Source organism: Ancylobacter polymorphus (assembly GCF_022836935.1).
Classification (GTDB): Bacteria; Pseudomonadota; Alphaproteobacteria; order Rhizobiales; family Xanthobacteraceae; genus Ancylobacter; species Ancylobacter polymorphus_A.
On sequence record NZ_CP083239.1, the window covers coordinates 2655299 to 2672146 of the forward strand.

Annotated in this window: 20 protein-coding genes; 10 read left to right on the top strand and 10 right to left on the bottom strand. The window is 69.0% G+C overall.

Features of this window, described 5'->3' with window-relative positions; genetic code table 11:
* Nucleotides 1–43 precede the first annotated feature (43 nt).
* The gene (locus K9D25_RS12535) at nucleotides 44–1054 is read right to left on the bottom strand and encodes an AAA family ATPase (RefSeq protein WP_244375613.1); all 1011 of its coding nucleotides are present in this window, start codon (nucleotides 1052–1054) and stop codon (nucleotides 44–46) included.
* Nucleotides 1055–1314: 260 nt separating this feature from the next.
* Between K9D25_RS12535 and K9D25_RS12540 the strand changes: the two genes are divergently transcribed.
* Genes K9D25_RS12540 through K9D25_RS12555 form a run of 4 tightly spaced genes read left to right on the top strand, consistent with a single transcriptional unit; the run spans nucleotide 1315 to nucleotide 4050 of the window.
* Complete coding sequence (locus K9D25_RS12540) at nucleotides 1315–1911, top strand: DUF1285 domain-containing protein (RefSeq protein WP_244375615.1); 597 nt, start codon at nucleotides 1315–1317, stop codon at nucleotides 1909–1911.
* Entirely contained in the window at nucleotides 1908–2582 is a 675-nt protein-coding gene (locus K9D25_RS12545) for a CoA pyrophosphatase (RefSeq protein ID WP_244375617.1), read from the top strand. Before K9D25_RS12540 ends, K9D25_RS12545 begins: the two co-directional genes overlap by 4 nt.
* The gene (locus K9D25_RS12550) at nucleotides 2582–2842 is read left to right on the top strand and encodes a DUF6111 family protein (protein ID WP_244375619.1); all 261 of its coding nucleotides are present in this window, start codon (nucleotides 2582–2584) and stop codon (nucleotides 2840–2842) included. The genes K9D25_RS12545 and K9D25_RS12550 overlap by 1 nt, the downstream gene beginning before the upstream one ends.
* Nucleotides 2839–4050 (top strand): CCA tRNA nucleotidyltransferase, encoded by a 1212-nt coding sequence (locus tag K9D25_RS12555; RefSeq protein WP_244375621.1) that lies wholly within the window; start codon nucleotides 2839–2841, stop codon nucleotides 4048–4050. Before K9D25_RS12550 ends, K9D25_RS12555 begins: the two co-directional genes overlap by 4 nt.
* Nucleotides 4051–4686: 636 nt before the next feature.
* On the opposite strand, the gene K9D25_RS12560 is transcribed toward K9D25_RS12555, so the two are convergent.
* From K9D25_RS12560 to petA, 3 genes are read right to left on the bottom strand one after another with little or no spacing between them, the layout of a single operon-like run.
* Entirely contained in the window at nucleotides 4687–5538 is an 852-nt protein-coding gene (locus tag K9D25_RS12560) for a cytochrome c1 (RefSeq protein WP_244375623.1), read from the bottom strand.
* Nucleotides 5539–5548: 10 nt separating this feature from the next.
* Nucleotides 5549–6823 carry a cytochrome b gene (locus K9D25_RS12565; protein ID WP_244375625.1) on the bottom strand — a complete coding sequence of 425 codons (1275 nt, stop codon included), beginning with the start codon at nucleotides 6821–6823 and terminating at the stop codon, nucleotides 5549–5551.
* A gap of 24 nt (nucleotides 6824–6847) precedes the next feature.
* Nucleotides 6848–7408 carry a ubiquinol-cytochrome c reductase iron-sulfur subunit gene (gene petA / locus K9D25_RS12570; protein WP_244375627.1) on the bottom strand — a complete coding sequence of 187 codons (561 nt, stop codon included), beginning with the start codon at nucleotides 7406–7408 and terminating at the stop codon, nucleotides 6848–6850.
* 359 nt (nucleotides 7409–7767) lie between these two features.
* Here petA and K9D25_RS12575 point away from each other — a divergent pair, with 359 nt between their 5' ends.
* The 4 genes from K9D25_RS12575 (at nucleotide 7768) to greA (ending at nucleotide 9486) form a co-directional block, all read left to right on the top strand.
* The gene (locus tag K9D25_RS12575; protein WP_244375629.1) at nucleotides 7768–8241 is read left to right on the top strand and encodes a tRNA (cytidine(34)-2'-O)-methyltransferase; all 474 of its coding nucleotides are present in this window, start codon (nucleotides 7768–7770) and stop codon (nucleotides 8239–8241) included.
* A 59-nt stretch (nucleotides 8242–8300) separates the two neighbouring features.
* Nucleotides 8301–8582: a type II toxin-antitoxin system RelE/ParE family toxin gene (locus K9D25_RS12580; RefSeq protein WP_244375631.1), complete on the top strand. Its 282-nt coding sequence runs from the start codon at nucleotides 8301–8303 to the stop codon at nucleotides 8580–8582.
* 10 nt (nucleotides 8583–8592) lie between these two features.
* The gene (locus K9D25_RS12585) at nucleotides 8593–8886 is read left to right on the top strand and encodes a HigA family addiction module antitoxin (RefSeq protein ID WP_244375633.1); all 294 of its coding nucleotides are present in this window, start codon (nucleotides 8593–8595) and stop codon (nucleotides 8884–8886) included.
* A gap of 96 nt (nucleotides 8887–8982) precedes the next feature.
* On the top strand, nucleotides 8983–9486 hold the full coding sequence (gene greA, locus K9D25_RS12590) for a transcription elongation factor GreA (protein WP_244375635.1): 504 nt from the start codon (nucleotides 8983–8985) through the stop codon (nucleotides 9484–9486).
* Nucleotides 9487–9493: 7 nt separating this feature from the next.
* Here greA and K9D25_RS12595 read toward each other — a convergent pair whose 3' ends face one another.
* Complete coding sequence (locus K9D25_RS12595) at nucleotides 9494–11356, bottom strand: ABC transporter ATP-binding protein (protein ID WP_244375637.1); 1863 nt, start codon at nucleotides 11354–11356, stop codon at nucleotides 9494–9496.
* 150 nt (nucleotides 11357–11506) lie between these two features.
* Here K9D25_RS12595 and K9D25_RS12600 point away from each other — a divergent pair, with 150 nt between their 5' ends.
* Nucleotides 11507–12202, top strand: a complete 696-nt coding sequence (locus K9D25_RS12600; RefSeq protein ID WP_244375639.1) for a VIT1/CCC1 transporter family protein — start codon at nucleotides 11507–11509, stop codon at nucleotides 12200–12202.
* 68 nt (nucleotides 12203–12270) lie between these two features.
* On the top strand, nucleotides 12271–13164 hold the full coding sequence (gene hemF / locus K9D25_RS12605; RefSeq protein ID WP_244375641.1) for an oxygen-dependent coproporphyrinogen oxidase: 894 nt from the start codon (nucleotides 12271–12273) through the stop codon (nucleotides 13162–13164).
* Between the two features lie 500 nt (nucleotides 13165–13664).
* Here the strand turns inward: hemF and K9D25_RS12610 are convergent, their stop codons facing one another.
* The 5 genes from K9D25_RS12610 to ychF form a co-directional block, all read right to left on the bottom strand.
* Entirely contained in the window at nucleotides 13665–13952 is a 288-nt protein-coding gene (locus tag K9D25_RS12610) for a GIY-YIG nuclease family protein (protein ID WP_244375643.1), read from the bottom strand.
* A 224-nt stretch (nucleotides 13953–14176) separates the two neighbouring features.
* Complete coding sequence (locus tag K9D25_RS12615; RefSeq protein ID WP_244375645.1) at nucleotides 14177–14653, bottom strand: MaoC family dehydratase; 477 nt, start codon at nucleotides 14651–14653, stop codon at nucleotides 14177–14179.
* Between the two features lie 8 nt (nucleotides 14654–14661).
* Nucleotides 14662–15120 (bottom strand): MaoC family dehydratase, encoded by a 459-nt coding sequence (locus K9D25_RS12620; RefSeq protein ID WP_244375647.1) that lies wholly within the window; start codon nucleotides 15118–15120, stop codon nucleotides 14662–14664.
* Between the two features lie 73 nt (nucleotides 15121–15193).
* The gene (locus K9D25_RS12625) at nucleotides 15194–15670 is read right to left on the bottom strand and encodes a GNAT family N-acetyltransferase (RefSeq protein WP_244375649.1); all 477 of its coding nucleotides are present in this window, start codon (nucleotides 15668–15670) and stop codon (nucleotides 15194–15196) included.
* A 16-nt stretch (nucleotides 15671–15686) separates the two neighbouring features.
* Nucleotides 15687–16784 carry a redox-regulated ATPase YchF gene (ychF, locus tag K9D25_RS12630; RefSeq protein ID WP_244375651.1) on the bottom strand — a complete coding sequence of 366 codons (1098 nt, stop codon included), beginning with the start codon at nucleotides 16782–16784 and terminating at the stop codon, nucleotides 15687–15689.
* Nucleotides 16785–16848: the final 64 nt, after the last annotated feature.

Sequence of the window (16848 nt, forward strand, 5' to 3'; positions counted from 1 at the left end):
TACAACACAGGCTTGGCGGCGCGCGCCGCCGTTACAAACAGCTTCAGCCGATCCGCTTCGCCAGCTTGGCGATCACGCCCGGCACCGTCTCGCCATCGGCGCGGGCGGCGAAGGTGAGCGCCATGCGGTGCTTGAGCACGGGTTCGGCCAGCGCCACCACATCGTCCACCGACGGGGCGTAGCGCCCGTCCAGCAGCGCGCGGGCGCGCACCGCCAGCATCAGCGACTGCGAGGCGCGCGGGCCGGGGCCCCAGGCGATGAACTTCGAGAGGTCGCCCGCCTCCGACCCCGGACGGGCGGAGCGGACCAAGGTGAGGATGGCCTCGACTACGGATTCGCCCACGGGGAGGCGGCGCACCAGACGCTGGGCGGCGGCGAGTTCGTCCGCCGTCATCACCGCGCGCGGCTTGGTCTCTTCCGCGCTTGTGGTGTCGAACAGGATTTTCCGCTCGGACTCACGGTCGGGGTAATCGACATCGATTTCCATGAGGAAGCGGTCGAGCTGGGCTTCGGGCAGGGGATAGGTGCCCTCCTGCTCCAGCGGGTTCTGCGTCGCCAGCACATGGAAGGGCTTCGGCAGATCATGGCGCACGCCGGCGACCGTGACATGGCCCTCCTGCATCGACTGCAGCAGCGCCGACTGGGTGCGCGGCGAGGCGCGGTTGATCTCGTCCGCCATCAGGAGCTGGGCGAAGACCGGGCCGGGAATGAAGCGGAAGGAACGCCGCCCGCCGGCGCTTTCCTCCAGCACCTCGGCGCCGAGAATGTCGGAGGGCATGAGGTCGGGCGTGAACTGCACGCGCCGGGCGTCGAGCCCCAGCACCACGCCGAGCGTTTCCACCAGCTTGGTCTTGGCAAGGCCCGGCACGCCGACCAAGAGGCCGTGGCCGCCGGACAGCAGGGTGATGAGCGTGCGCTCGACCACCGCTTCCTGGCCGAAAATCACCGCGCCGATGCCGGCCCGGGCGGCGCGGACATTGGCGGCGGTGGATTCCGCCGTGCGGATGATCATGTCATCGAGGGATTCGAAATTCTCGCCGGTGGCGGATGTCATGGCGTGCTCCTGCAATTCCAAATCCCGCGTCCCCGCCCGGCCCGAAGGCCGCACCGCGAGACGCCCCGTCGCTTCCACCCCGCGCCGATTGTGCGCTGCAACACGAACGAGTGCAACGCGTGGAACGCACAACCGCGCGAGGGATTCGCGCGCCGGCTTGGGCTTCCGCAGGGCTGAGCTTACGCTATCCTGCAACCGCGTCGACTATCGGGCGGGGGATCACGACTGCGCGATTGCATGCGTGTGACAGGGATTTCCCCATGAACTCAGAAACTTCCGCGCGGATTGACGATTTGGTGCGCGCGCTCGGAAACAGCCCCGCGCAAGCCCTGCCGCCGGTGGAGCGGTGGAATCCGCCCGATTGTGGCGAGATCGACATCGTGATCGACCGCGAGGGCGTGTGGCACCATGAGGGCCGGCCGATCCGCCGCCCGGCGCTGGTGCGCCTGTTCGCCTCGGTGCTGCGGCGCGAGGGCGAACGCTACGTGCTGGTGACGCCGGTGGAGAAGCTGGGCATCCGGGTGGAGGACGCGCCCTTCCTCGCCGTCGCGATGGCGGTGGAGCCGGAAGGGGCGGGGGAGGGCGCGCCGCGCCTTATCTTCCGCACCAATCTCGACGATGTCGTCGCCTGCGACCGCGACCATAAGCTGCGGGTCGACATACGGGCGGATGGCGAGCCGCGACCCTATGTCTATATCCGTCGCGGCCTGTGGGCGCGGCTGACCCGCGCCGTCTTCCTCGATCTCGCCGAGCGGGCGGAAGAGCGCGTGATGGACGGGCGGCGCGTCTTCGGCGTCGCCTCGGGCGGGGCGTTCTTCGCGCTGGCGCCCGCCGAAGAGCTGGACGAGGAGGGATGAACGCCTTGCCTGTGAACGTGCTGACGACGCCGGAGACGACCGACGCGGCGCCGCTCGACCTCGGCGACTTTCTCGCCCGCGCCCGTGCCCGCCTGCTCGCCGTGCCGGACCTCGATGGCGACCCGGTGCGCGGCGACCATGAGCTGACGCCGGAATTCCGCGCGCTGGTCGATGCCCGCCCGGTGCGCGGGGCGGCGGTGCTGGTGCCGATCATCGCCCGCGAGCGGCCGACCGTGCTGCTCACCCTGCGCTCGGCGCATCTTTCCAGCCATGCGGCGCAGATCGCCTTTCCCGGCGGCAAGATCGACCCGCAGGACGACGGCCCGCTCGGCGCGGCGCTGCGCGAGGCGCAGGAGGAGGTGGGGCTGGCGGCTGATCTGGTGGACCCGCTCGGCTATCTCGACCCCTATCTCGCCCGCACCGGCTATCGCATCGTGCCTGTCGTGGGGCTCGTCCAGCCGGATTTCGGGCTGACGCTGAACCCCGGCGAGGTGGACGAAGCCTTCGAGGTGCCGCTGGATTTTCTGATGAATGACGGCAACCACCAGCGCGAAAGCCGCGAATGGCTCGGCATGGTCCGCACCTTCCACGCCATGACCTATGAGAAGCGCCGCATCTGGGGCATCACCGCCGGCATATTGCGCAGCCTTTACGAGAGGATCTACGCCTGATGGCCCGTATCCTCGCCCAGCTCGCGCTGTTCGTCCTGCCTTTCCTCGCCTTCGCGCTGTATCTGCGCTACGGCCGCAAGGTCGATTCCTGGCTTTCCGGCTGGTCGCTGCGGGCGATGCTGGTGTGTTCCGTCATCGCCGTGCTGCTGGTGGCGGGCAGCCTTTATGTGTTCGAATCCTCCTCGCGCGGGCCGACCACCGGCCGCTATGTGCCGCCGACCTGGAAGGACGGGGTGATGGTGCCGGGGCATATCGAATGAACCCGCTTCTTGAAGGGCGCCCGGGCCTGGCCCGCGTGCTCGCCGCGCTCGATGGGGACGGCGAAGAGGCGCGCATCGTCGGCGGCGCGGTGCGCGACTGGCTGATCGGGCGCGGGCTCCGCTCGGATATCGACATCGCCACCACCGCTCTGCCGGACGAGATCACGCGCCGCGCCCACGCCGCCGGGCTGAAGCCGGTGCCGACCGGCATCGAGCACGGTACGATCACGGTCATCGCCGAGGGCGAGCCCTATGAAGTGACCACGCTGCGCGAGGATGTGGAGACCGACGGGCGGCGGGCGCGCGTCGTCTTCGGCCGCAGCTGGGAGCATGACGCGCAGCGGCGCGACTTCAGCATGAACGCGCTTTACCTCACCCGCACCGGCGCGGTGGTCGATCTCGTCGGCGGCGTGGAAGATGCCAGGGCCGGGCGCGTGCGCTTCATCGGCGATGCCGATACCCGCATCCGCGAGGATTACTTACGCATCCTTCGGCTGTTCCGCTTCCACGCCTCGTTCGGCCGGGGACCGCTCGATGCGGACGCGCTGGCGGCGGCGGCGCGCCACCGCGCCGGGCTGGGCCAGCTTTCGCGCGAGCGGGTGCGGGCGGAGCTGATGAAGCTGCTTGTCGCCCCCCGCGCCGCCGAGACGCTGGCGCAGATGCAGGCGGCCGGGCTGCTGGCGCCGGTGCTGGGGCGGGAGGGCGCCGTCGCCACCTTCGCCCGCCTCGCCGAGGTGGAGGCGGCGCTGGGGCTGCCGCCCGACGCCGTGCGGCGGCTGGGCGCGCTTGGCGTGCGCGAGCCCGCGGACGCGGAGGCGCTGCGCGAGGGGCTGCGGCTGTCCAACACCGAAGCCGCGCGGCTTACCGCGCTGGCCGGCCCGGCACCGACGCCAGGCATGTGCGAGAAGGGGCAGAAGGCGTTTTTGTACCGCATGGGCCGGCAGGCGTTTCAGGACCGGGCGCTGATTGCCTTCGCCCGCGCCGGGGCGCCGCTTGACGATGAAGGCTGGCGCGCCCTGGCCGCCATCGCCGCCGACTGGCCGCTACCCGTGTTTCCGCTCAAGGCGGCGGATTTCCTCACGCGCGGCATGGCCCCCGGCCCGGCGCTCGGCGCGGCGCTGAGGCGGGCGGAGGAGGCGTGGGTCGAGGCCGGCTTCCCCTCCGGCGAGGCGGCTCTGGCGGAGATCGTCACGGGGGCGGTGGGCTGAACGCCAGCGCCCCCTGCCGGGGTGTGGCGGGGGCGTGCCAGGGTTCAGCGCGGGCATGCCCCTCTTTTCCCTCATGCCCGGGCTTGACCCGGGCACCCAGAGACGGCGCCAGTCGGGGCTGCTGTGAGTGGCGGAGCGGCGGGAAGGCTTGACCCGGGCACCTAGAGACGGCCCCAGTCGGGGTTGAGGGGTGAGTGCGCGAGCGGCGGGAAGGCTGGGTCCCCGGGTCAAGCCCGGGGATGAGGGCGTGCGGCAGGGGCGGGTCGCGCTCCGCCTTCTCCGGAGCCGCCCATACTCCTCATGCCCGGGCTTGACCCGGGCACCCAGAGACATTCCGGCCGGGGCTGAGATGGGAGTGGTGAGCGGCGGGAAGGCTGGGTCCCCGGGTCAAGCCCGGGGATGAGGGCGTGCGGGCGGGGCGGGTCGCGCTCCGCCTTCTCCGGGCCGCCCATACTCCTCATGCCCGGGCCTGACCCGGGCACCCAGATACGGTTCTCCCGGGGCTGAGACGTGAGTGCGGGAGGGGCGGCAAGGCTGGGTCCCCGGGTCACCCCCGGGGATGAGGGACGGCACAAATGCAAAAGGGCCCCTTGCGGGGCCCTTCGCGTGTCGGTGTCTGGCGGGAGGGGGGGCGCCTTAGTGCGCGACGTCCTTCCACACCTTCTTCTTGGTGAAGTAGAGCAGGCCGGCGAAGATGATGAGGAAGATCATCACCTGGAAGCCGATACGCTTGCGCGCTTCGAGGTGCGGTTCCGCCATCCACATCATGAAGGCGGTGACGTCGCGCGAATACTGGTCGAGCGTCTCCGGCGAGCCGTCGGAATAGGTCACCTGCCCGTCGGAGATGGGCTGCGGCATCTTGATGGCGTGGCCGGGGAAGTACTTGTTGTAATGCGCGCCTTCCGGCAGGGCGAAGCCCTCCGGCGGCTCCTCATAGCCCACCAGCAGGGCGTGGATGTAGTCCGGGCCCTGCTCCTGATACTGGGTGAAGATGTCGATCAGGAAGCCGGGGAAGCCGACCTCATAGGTGCGCGCCTTGGCGAGCGTCGAGAAGTCCGGCGGGTAGGCGCCGCCATTGGAGGCGCGGGCCGCCTGCTCGTTCGGGAAGGGCGAGGGCCAGCGGTCGGACAGCCGGCCGGGGCGGTCGAACATGTCGCCCGCATCGTTCGGCCCGTCCTGCACCTGGTAGCTCTCCGCCACCGCCTTGGCCTGCGCCTCGCTGAAGGAGGGACCGCCGGGCTGGGCGAGGTTGCGGAACGAGAACAGGTGCGCCGCGTGGCAGGAGGCGCAGACTTCCTTGAACACCTGGAAGCCGCGCTGCAGCTGCGCCTGATCGAACGTGCCGAACGGACCGGCGAAGCTCCACTCCTCGCGGGGGGGCTTGGGCGCGCCCTCGGCGGCAAGCGCCGGGGCGGCCAGGCCGAACGCCAGCGCGGCGACGGCGAGCGGACGGAGAAGAGTGGAACGGAAGGACATGGTGGTGCTCATGATGATCCGCTCAACCCTTGGTCTGTGGCGCCGAGACGCCCGCCGAGGCCGGTGCCGCGCCCTTGTTCTTGCCCAGCACGGCCTCGGTGATGGAGGCCGGCACCGCCTTCGGCTTCTCGAACAGGCCGAGCAGCGGAAGGATGATGAGGAAATGGGCGAAGTAGTAGATGGTCAGGATGCGGCCGGCGATGACATAGCCGCCTTCCGCCGGCTTGGAACCGAGCCAGCCGAGACCGATGCACACCGCGATCCAGATCCAGAAGAACTGCTTGAACAGCGGACGGTACACGCCCGAGCGCACCTTCGACGTGTCGAGCCACGGCACGAAGAACAGCACGATGATCGCGCCGAACATGGTGAGCACGCCGCCGAGCTTGTCCGGCACCGCGCGCAGCATGGCGTAGAACGGCAGGTAGTACCATTCGGGCACGATGTGCGCGGGCGTCACCAGCGGGTTGGCCGGGATGTAGTTGTCGGCATGGCCGAGATAGTTCGGGATGTAGAACAGGAACCAGGCGAAGAAGATGAGGAAGCACACCATGCCGAACGCGTCCTTGATGGTCGCGTAAGGGGTGAAGGGCACGGTGTCCTTGGCGCTCTTCGGCTCGACGCCGGTCGGGTTGTTCTGGCCGACCACATGCAGCGCCCAGACGTGCAGGACGACGACGCCCGCGATCATGAAGGGCAGCAGATAGTGCAGCGAGAAGAAGCGGTTGAGCGTCGCGTTATCGACCGAGAAGCCGCCCCACAGCCATTCCACGATGGTCGGGCCGACGACCGGGAAGGCGGAGAACAGGTTGGTGATGACGGTGGCGCCCCAGAAGCTCATCTGGCCCCACGGCAGCACATAGCCCATGAAGGCGGTGGCCATCATCAGCAGATAGATGATGCAGCCGAGGATCCACAGCACCTCGCGCGGGGCCTTGTAGGACCCGTAATAGAGGCCGCGGAACATGTGGATGTACACCGCGATGAAGAACATCGAGGCGCCGTTCGAGTGGATGTAGCGGATCAGCCAGCCATAGCTGACATCGCGCATGATGTGCTCGACGGAATCGAACGCCAGCGTGATGTGCGGCGTGTAGTGCATCACCAGCACCACGCCCGACAGAATCTGGCAGACCAGCATCAGCGACAGGATGCCGCCGAAGGTCCACCAGTAGTTCAGGTTGCGCGGCGTCGGATAGGCGACGAAGGAGGAATGGATCAGGCCGACCAGGGGCAGCCGGCTCTCGAACCACTTGAGCGCCGGGTGCTTCGGCTCGAACGTGGAATGTCCGCTCATCTTTGAATATCCCTGAACGCCGGCTCAGCCGATGGAGATCTTCGTGTCGGACACGAACTTGTAGGGCGGGACTTCGAGATTGGTCGGCGCCGGCCCGCGACGGACCCGGCCGGCCGTGTCGTATTCCGACCCGTGGCAGGGGCAGAACCAGCCGTCATATTCGCCGGAATGGCCGATCGGCACGCAGCCGAGATGGGTGCAGATGCCGATGACGACCAGCCACTTCTCGTGGCCCTCGCCGGCGCGGTTCTCGTCGGTCGCCGGGGCGTCCGCCGCGAGATTGGCATTGCGGGCGATCGGATCGAGCAGCGCGGTGAGCTGCACGCCCTTGGCCTCGGCAATGTCCTTCTCCGTGCGGTTCCACACGAAGACCGGCTTGCCGCGCCACTTCACCGTGACCATCTGGCCTTCGGCGACCTGCGACAGGTCCACCTCGGTGGAGGACAGCGCGAGGACCGAAGCGTCGGGCTGAAGCTGGGAGATGAAGGGCCACACGAGTGCGGCGGCGCCGACCGCGCCCATGGCGCCGGTGGCGATGTAGAGAAAGTCGCGGCGCGTGGTACCCGCCGTCTCAGTTGCTGCCACGATGGTTTCCTTTCCCCTCGAACCCGTCACCGCTGCCTTGGCCCGCCGTCCGTCGCGGCGCCCAGCGCTCGCACGAAACAGGCAGGCGTCCGCGTGGCACGCGGTCGACCCTACCTTCGATTGCCTCTAATTGCATCCGGGCCGTCCCTTGTCCAGATGAACCCAGTGCGGCAACCCGTCCTGCCCCCAGCGCGCGAGGGGTCTTCGCGCCCGGCGGGGCGGGCCGGCCGGTCGCATCGGGCGCCGCACGCCGCGCGGCGGGCGCAGATTCCGGCGCCACCAGCCTTGCCGCCGGGCCGGTGGCTGGCCTAGGCAACGCACTCCTGCCGCGTCGCGGCCGGGCGAGGGAGGGGTTTCTCATGACGCTGGCGCTGGCGCTCTATCAGCCGGATATCGCGCCGAATGCCGGCACGCTGGCGCGCATGAGCGCCTGTTTCGGCCTGTCGCTGCACATTATCGAGCCGGCGGGCTTTCCTGTCGGTGATGCCGGCTTCCGCCGGGCGGGGATGGACTATCTCGACCGCGCCGCCATCACCCGCCATGCGAGCTTCGCGGCGTTCGAGGTCTGGCGGGCCGGGGAGGGGCGGCGCCTCGTTCTGTGCACCACGCGCGGCGCGGTGACCTACACCGCCTTCACCTTCGCGCCCGACGACGTGCTGCTGCTCGGTCGCGAAAGCGCCGGCGTGCCGGAGGAGGTGCATCAGGCGGCCGATGCGCGAATCGTCATCCCGCTGGTGGCGGGCGCCCGCTCGCTCAATGTCGCGCTGGCGGGGGCGATGATTCTCGGCGAGGCGCTGCGGCAGACGGGGGGATTGGGGGCGGTGCGGAGCTGATGTTGCGCGACGTATCATGTTGAGATACGTTTGCTGCGTCGTCCACGCCGCACGCCACGATGATCGTCAGTTTCAGGGACAAGAGAACGGAGGCGGTGTGGAGTGGCCGTGTCGGCAAGGGTTTTCCTGCCGATCTGGTGCGGGTGGCGCAGCGCCGGCTCGCCATGCTCAACGCCGCGGTGACGCTGGAGTCGCTGCGCGTGCCGCCGGCCAACCGGTTGGAAGCGCTGAAGGGCGACCGTGCCGGCCAGCATTCCATCCGCATCAACGACCAGTTTCGCATCTGCTTTCTCTGGCGCGAGGGCAATGCGGCCGAGGTCGAGATCACCGACTATCACTGAGGAGCGCGCGATGATCGGCCCAACTCCGCCCATCCATCCCGGCGAAATCCTGCGCGAGGAGTTTTTGCTGCCGCTTGGGCTCAGGCCCTATGGCCTCGCCAAGGCGCTGCACGTGCCGCGTACCCGCATCGAGCGGCTGGCGCGCGAGGACGTGCCGGTCACGGCTGACACGGCGCTGCGGCTGGGCCGCTATTTCGGCACCGGCCCGGAATTCTGGATGAATCTCCAGACCGCGTTCGATCTCGCCAAGACGCAGGCGGAACGGCCGGAGCTCGCGAACATAACCCCGCGCGAGGCTGCCTGAGCCTTCGTCCTCGGTATACGGCCCATAGCCCCTCCGCCCCGCGCGGTGCTAGCTGTGGGCCAGCACATGGTGAACGCCTGACAGGAGCCCGGCGACGTGAGCGTTGCGTTTGCGAAGGAAGAGAGCGCCGAGGCGGCGTCGGAGACCATTCTGCCGCCGCGGCCGATTTCGGGGCGAATCAATCTGGTGACGCAGGCGGGGCTCGCGAGGCTGCAGGCGGAACTCGCCGCCGCGCAGCAGGCGCTGGCGGCCGCGAACGCGTTGGACGATGTCAATGAGCGGCGCCGGCAGGCGGCGATTCCGCTGCGCGATGTCAGCTACTATGCCCAGCGCGTGGAGACGGCCCAGCTTTCCCCGCCTCCCGCCTCGCACGAGGTCGTCGCCTTCGGCCACACGGTGAGTTTCGAGCGGGAAGATGGCCGGGTGCAGACCTACCGCATTGTCGGCGAGGATGAGGCCGACCCGTCGCGGGCGACGATCTCGCATGGCTCCCCCGTCGCGCTCGCCCTGATGGGGAAGTCCGTCGGCGACGTGGTCGAGTTGGGGGGGCGCAGCCTCGAAATCCTCTCCATCGCCTGGGTCGACGAGGCCGGCGGCTAGAACGCCCTTATTCCGCCGCCGCCTCGACCTCGTCCGCGTCGATGAAGCCGCCGGACTGGCGGTGCCAGAGCCGGGCATAGAGGCCGCCCTTCGCCACCAGCTCGGCATGGGTGCCGCTCTCGACGATGCGCCCGTGCTCCATCACCACCAGCCGATCCATGCGGGCGATGGTGGAGAGGCGGTGGGCGATGGCGATCACCGTCTTGCCGGTCATCAGCTCGTCGAGATTGGCCTGGATCGCCGCTTCCACCTCCGAATCGAGCGCCGAGGTCGCTTCATCGAGGATGAGGATCGGCGCGTCCTTCAGCAGCACCCGGGCGATGGCGATGCGCTGGCGCTGGCCGCCGGAGAGCTTCACCCCGCGCTCGCCGACATGGGCGTCGAGCCCGACGCGCCCCTGCGGGTCGGACAGCGTGTCGATGAAGCTGTCCGTATGCGCGCGCCGCGCGGCGGTGCGGATGGCGTCCTCGCTGGCGTCCGGTCGGCCATAGGCGATGTTGTCGCGCACGGAGCGGTGCATCAGCGACGTATCCTGCGTCACCACGCCGATCTGCGCGTGCAGCGAATCCTGCGTCACGCCGCGCACATCCTGCCCGTCGATCAGCACGCGCCCCGATTCCGGGTCGTAGAAGCGCAGCAGCAGGCTCATCAGCGTCGACTTGCCGGCACCGGAGGGGCCGACCAGCCCCACGCGCTCGCCGGGGCGGATGGTGAGGGAGAGGTCGTCGATCACGCCCCCGCCCTTGCCATAGTGGAACGACACGCGCTCGAAGCGGATCTCGCCTTCGCTCACACGCAGCGCCGGGGCGGCGGGCGCGTCCGCCACCTCGCGCGGGCGCGACAGGGTGGTGATGGCCTCCTGCACCGTGCCGACATTCTCGAACACGCCGGTGACCACCCACATGATCCAGCCGGACATGTTGACGATGCGGATCGACAGGCCGGTGGACAGGGCGATGGCGCCGAGATTGATCGCGCCCACCGACCACAGCCAGATGCCGAGCGCGCCGACCGCGCCCAGCATCAGGCTGTTCAGCACGCTGATGGTGAAGGCCATGCGCGAGATGTGCCGCTGCTGGCGGCTGTTGTCGTCGACATTGCGCGCCAGCGCCGCGCGGACATAGCTGTCCTCGCGGTCGGAATGGGCGAACAGCTTCACGGTGAGGATGTTGGTGTAGCTGTCCACCACCCGCCCGGTGAGGGCCGAATTGCTCTCGGCGGTGCGCTTGGACAGATGCCGGATGCGCGGCACGAAGACGGCGAGCGCCAGCACATAGAGGCCGATCCACGCCACCATCGGCAGCGCGAGGCGCCAGTCGGCCTCGGCGAAGAGCAGCACCGCGCTCACCGCGTAAATGCCGGCGTACCACAGCGCGTCGATCACCTCGACCACCGAGCCGCGCAGGGCCGGGCCGGCCTGCAGCACCCGCGTGGCGATGCGGCCGGCGAAGTCGTTGCTGAAGAAGCCGACGCTCTGGCGGATCACCCAGCGATAGGACTGCCAGCGGATCATCGGCCCGACCTTGGCGGTGATCGTCTGCCGCACCAGCAAATCGTGCAGCAGATTGGCCAAGGGGCGCGCGACGACGACGACGAAGGCCATCCACAGCAGCAGCCCGCCATGGTCGGTGAAGAAGGTCTGCGGGCTGGAGGCCTGCAGAAGGTCGACGATCTGGCCGATATAGCGGAACAGCGAGACCTCGATCAGCGCGACGACGAAGGCCGCGCCGAGCGCCGCGACGTAGACCCAGCCGGTCTGGCGCACGAAGTGCCAGTAAAACGCGATCAACCCTTCCGGCGGCTGCCCGATGGGCGCGGGATGGAAGGGGTCGACCAGCTTCTCGAACAGGGTGAAGATGCGCGTCAGCATGGGCCGCCTTCTGCGCTCGCGATGCGGCACCTTTGTGTCCCCCGGCGGGGGACGGTTTCCCCTGGGGGCCGGCGGTATCATAAGAATGTAATGGTTCCGGCGCAGCCTCCCGCGCCTTGCCGATTGCGCCTTGACCGACGGAGACCCCGCATGCGCCCGCGCCACGCCGAGAATCACTATGTCGACCGTGCCGGCTGGCTGCGTGCCGCCGTGCTGGGGGCCAATGACGGCATCCTCTCCACCGCCAGCCTCATCGTCGGTGTCGCCGCCGCCAATGCTGAGCGCGACGCCGTGCTGCTCGCCGGCATTGCCGGGCTGGTGGCGGGCGCCATGTCGATGGCGGCGGGCGAATATGTCTCCGTCTCCTCGCAATCCGACACCGAGCGTGCCGACCTCGCGCGCGAGACCGCCGAGCTCGCCGCCGACCCCGCCGGCGAGGAGGAGGAACTGGCGCAGATCTATGTCGGGCGCGGGCTCGATCCGGCGCTCGCCCGCCAGGTGGCGCGGCAATTGATGGCCAAGGACGCGCTGGAGGCGCATGCGCGCGACGAACTCGGCATGAACGAGATCACCGCCGCCCGCCCGGTGCAGGCGGCGCTGGCCTCCGCCGCCAGCTTTGCCGCCGGCGCGGCGCTGCCGCTGGCGACCGCGCTGCTGATGCCGCTCTCCGGCCTGCCGCTGACGGTGTCGGGCGCCGCGCTGGCCTTCCTCGCTTTGCTCGGCGTCGCCGGGGCGAAGGCGGGCGGGGCCGATCCCGTGAAGGCGGCGCTGCGCGTCACCTTCTGGGGCGCGCTGGCCATGGCCGCCACCGCCGCCATCGGCGCGGTCTCCGGCACGATGGTGTAGCCCGCCCTTCCGGCGCGCGGCGGGAGAGGCTAGAAGCGGGCCTGCGTCCATCCGCAGGAAGAGCCGTCATGAGTGCCGAGACCGCCGCCGACATCGAGGCCCGCAAGGCCGCCGCCCGCGCCTGGTTCGAGGAATTGCGCGACCGCATCTGCGCCGCCTTCGAGGCGCTGGAGATTGAGGCGCCGGAAGCGCTCTATCCCGGCGCCCCGGGCCGCTTCGAGCGCACGCCATGGCAGCGGACCGACCATTCCGGCGCGCCGGGCGGTGGCGGCGTGATGTCGCTGATGCGCGGGCGGCTGTTCGAGAAGGTGGGCGTGCACTGTTCCACCGTGCATGGCGAATTCGCGCCCGAATTCCGCAAGCAGATCCCCGGCGCGGAGGAAGACCCGCGCTTCCACGCGACCGGCATCTCGCTCATCGCCCATATGGCGAACCCGCATGTGCCGGCCGTGCACATGAACACGCGCTTCGTCGTCACCACCAAGGCTTGGTTCGGCGGTGGGGCGGACCTGACCCCGGTGCTCGACGCCCGCCGCACCCAGGAAGACCCGGATTCGGTGGCTTTCCACGCCGCGATGCGCGGCGCCTGCGAGGGGCGCCCGCACATCGACTATGCCCGCTATAAAGAGTGGTGCGACGAGTATTTCTATCTGCCGCACCGCAAGGAAATGCGCGGCATTGGCGGCATTTTCTACGACTGGCTGGACTCGGGCGACCGGGACGCGGATTTCCACTTCACCAAGGCGGTGGGCCTCGCCTTTCTCGATGTCTATCCGCGCCTCGTGCGCGCGAACATGATGACACCGTGGAACGAGGCCGCGCGCGAGGAACAGCTGATCCGCCGCGGGCGCTATGTCGAGTTCAACCTGCTCTATGACCGCGGCACGCTGTTCGGGCTGAAGACCGGCGGCAATGTGGATTCGATCCTCTCCTCCATGCCGCCGGTGGTGAAGTGGCCGTGACGGCGCGAGCGCTGAATCCGATTCTGTCCCCTCATCCCCGGGCGTGACCCGGGGACCCAGCCTTCCCGCATCCGCATGGCGTGTTCGAGGGCTTGCCACGCGGAGGCGTCTCTGGGTGCCCGGGTCAAGCCCGGGCATGAGGGAAGGGTAGCATGGCCTCATTCCCACACGCCCTCATCCCCGGGCGTGACCCGGGGACCCAGCCTTCCCGTATCCGTATCGCTTAAGCGAGGGCTTGGCACGCGGAGGCGTCTCTGGGTGCCCGGGTCAAGCCCGGGCATGAGGGAAGGGGAGTTTGGCCTCATTCCCTCACGCCCTCATCCCCGGGCTTGACCCGGGGACCCAGCCTTCCCGCATCCGCATGGAGTGGTCGAGAGCCTGGCAAGCGGAGCCGTCTCTGGGTGCCCGGGTCACGCCCGGGCATGAGGGAAGGGGAGTTTGGCCTCATCCCCACACGCCCTCATCCCCGGGCTTGACCCGGGGACCCAGCTATTTGGCCGTCACAGCAGGTCGTCGTAAAGGTCCCGCCAGTCGGGATTGTCGCGCTCGATCAGGGCAAGCTTCCAGCGGCGCGGCCAGTGCTTGAGGTTCTTTTCGCGCTGGATCGCGGCCATGGCGGTGTCGTGCGGCTCGGCAAACACAAGCGTCTTCACCCCATGCTGCTCGGTAAACCCGCCGAACAGGCCTGTCCGATGCTCGTGCATGCGCTTGGGAAGATCTCGGGTCACGCCGACATAGAGCGTCCCGTTACGTTGGCTGGCGAGGATATAGACCCAGTGCGGCTTCATGGCCTGTCACGCCTCGTCGGTCAGAGTGTGAAGTCTGGGTGCCCGGGTCAAGCCCGGGCATGAGGGAAGGGGAGTAAGGCCCAATCCCCTCACGCCCTCATCCCCCGGCTTGACCCGGGGACCCAGCTTTCCGCATTCGCATGGCGTGTTCGAGGGCTTGGCACGCGGAGGCGTCTCTGGGGGCCCGGGTCAAGCCCGGGCATGAGGCGGAGCGCAGGCCCCCGTCACCCCTCCAGCCGTTCCACAAACAGGCTGTTGGTGAACTCCATCACCGGCGTGCCAGCGGGGTCGGTGGCGGTTTCGCGGGTGAAGACGAGGCCCCATTCCGGGCGGCTCGCGCTCGGCTTCTTCGCCGTCACCTCGCTGAGAAAGGTCAGCGTGTCGCCGGGGCGCACCGGGCGCAGCCAGCGCAGATCCTTGAAACCGGGGGAGGGACCAAGGCGCGGCACCGGCCTTCCCTCGCGCCGCAGCAGCTCATGCTCGCGGGCCCAGGCCTGCGCCCGCAGCCGCGCGGAAATCGCCACCACATGCCAGCCCGACGCCACCAGACCGCCGAAATGGGTGCGCGCACCCGCCGCCGCGTCGAGATGGAAGGGCTGTGGATCGAAGGCGCGGGCGAAGGCGACGATCTCGTCTTCGGTGAAGCTGTGCGCGCCGAGCCGGGTGCGGGCGCCGATCTCGATATCCTCAAAGAACCGCATCACACCCCTCAGGCCGGCCGGAAGCCGGGATTGCGCCGGCCGAACAGGATGGTGCCGACAAGGTCCGCCATCACCTCGCCGGCGGCGTCGAGCAGTTCGAAGCGAAACTTCACCAGGCCCATTTCCGGCCGGCTTTTCGAGGAGCGGGTTTCCAGCACATGCCGGCGCAGGCTCAGTACCGTGCCGGGATGCACCGGCTTGAGGAAGCGCACCTCCTCCAGTCCCGGCGAGCCGAGGCAGTCGCTGCGGATGAGGAAGCCGTCGGCGGCGAGGCGCATGAAGATGCAGCACAGATGCCAGCCGGAAGCCGAGAGCCCGCCGAGCCGCGTCGCTTCGGCGGCGGAATCGTCGAGATGGATCGGTTGCGGGTCATAGTCGCGGGCGAAGGCGAGGATTTCCTCGCGCCCGACCACATAGCGCCCGCAGGTCGCCACATGCCCCTCCTGAAAATCCTCCCAGAACAGCATCGCGTCCCCCTCTGCGCCCGTCCATGACAGGCGAGCGGCGCGGCAAGGTCAAGAGCGGGGAGGGGTGGGTCGGCTACAGTTCCATCTTCACGATGGCGATCGGGTCGCCGCCGACGCCGTGGGAGAAAAAGCCCTGGCCGAGCGTGCGGAAGCCGTGGCGGCGGTAGAAGCCTTCGGCGTTGACGGTCGCTTCCACCTTCACCGGGCCGTCATGGCCGCGCCGGGCGGCTTGGAGGCCGATCTCCAGCAGCCGGCGGCCGAGGCCGGCGCCGGCGGCGTCGGGCAGCAGGAAAAGCCGGGTGATCTCGCCCGGCTCGGCATCGACGAAGCCGACCACCACGCCGCCACGGTCGGCCACCACCACGCCGCCTTTGGCGATGAGCGCCTCGTAATAGGCCGGGGTGCGCGCCCCCATCCAGCCGTCGATCTGCGCGGCGGCATAATGCCCGCGCGCGAGGCCGGCGACGGAAAGGCGCGTCACCTCGAAAAGCGCGCCGCCCTCGCCGGGGCGGGCGGGGCGGAGCAGGGGCGCGCTGCCGGGGGCGGTCATGGCGCGCCGCGCCGGTTCAGGTGTTAAAGCGGAAATGCAGCACGTCGCCATCGGCGACGACATATTCCTTGCCTTCCAGCCGTAGCCGCCCGGCATCGCGCGCGCCGGCCTCGCCCTTGCCCTTGACATAGTCGTCAAAGGCGATGGTTTCGGCGCGGATGAAGCCCTTTTCGAAATCGGAATGGATGACGCCCGCCGCGCCCGGCGCCTTGGTGCCCGCCGTGATGGTCCAGGCGCGGGCTTCCTTGGGGCCGACGGTGAAATAGGTCACGAGCTTCAAGAGCTCGTAGCCGGTGCGGATGATGCGGTTGAGGCCGGGCTCTTCGAGGTCGATGGCTTCGAGATAGTCCTTCTGCTCCTCGGCCGGCAGCACGGCGATCTCGCTCTCGATCTTGGCGGAGACCACGACAGCCTTGGCGCCTTCCTCCGCCGCGCGGGCGAAGACCTCAGCCGAGAGGGAATTGCCGTTCTTGGCCGAGGCTTCCTCGACATTGCAGACATAGAGCACGGGCTTGGAGGACAGCAGGCCGAGCATGCGGAAGGCCTTTTCCTCCTCCGGCTTCACCTCGACCAGACGCGCCGGCTTGCCGTCGCGCAGCAGCACGAGGGCGCGGTTCATCAGGTCGAGCAGTTCCTTGGCTTCCTTGTCGCCGCCCTTGGCCTTCTTCTCCAGCGCGGCCGCGCGCTTTTCCAGGCTTTCGAGGTCGGCGAGCATCAGCTCGGTCTCGATGGTCTCGATGTCGGATACCGGGGCGAGCTTGCCCTCGACATGGGTGACGTCCGAATCCTCGAAGCAGCGCACGACATGGGCGATGGCGTCGCATTCGCGGATATTGGCGAGGAACTGGTTGCCGAGGCCCTCACCCTTCGAAGCGCCGCGCACCAGGCCGGCAATGTCGACGAAGGTGAGGCGGGTGGGGATGATCTGCTGCGAGCCGGCGATCTGCGCCAGCGTTTCCAGCCGCGCATCCGGCACCGCCACGTCGCCGACATTCGGCTCGATGGTGCAGAACGGGTAGTTCGCCGCCTGCGCCGCCGCCGTCTGCGTCAGCGCGTTGAAGAGGGTCGACTTGCCGACGTTGGGCAGGCCGACAATGCCGCATTTGAAGCCCATGATGCGATGCTCGGTCGAGAGGAACAATTGCCGCCGTGGTTAGGCAGAATGGCGGGCGAGTGCA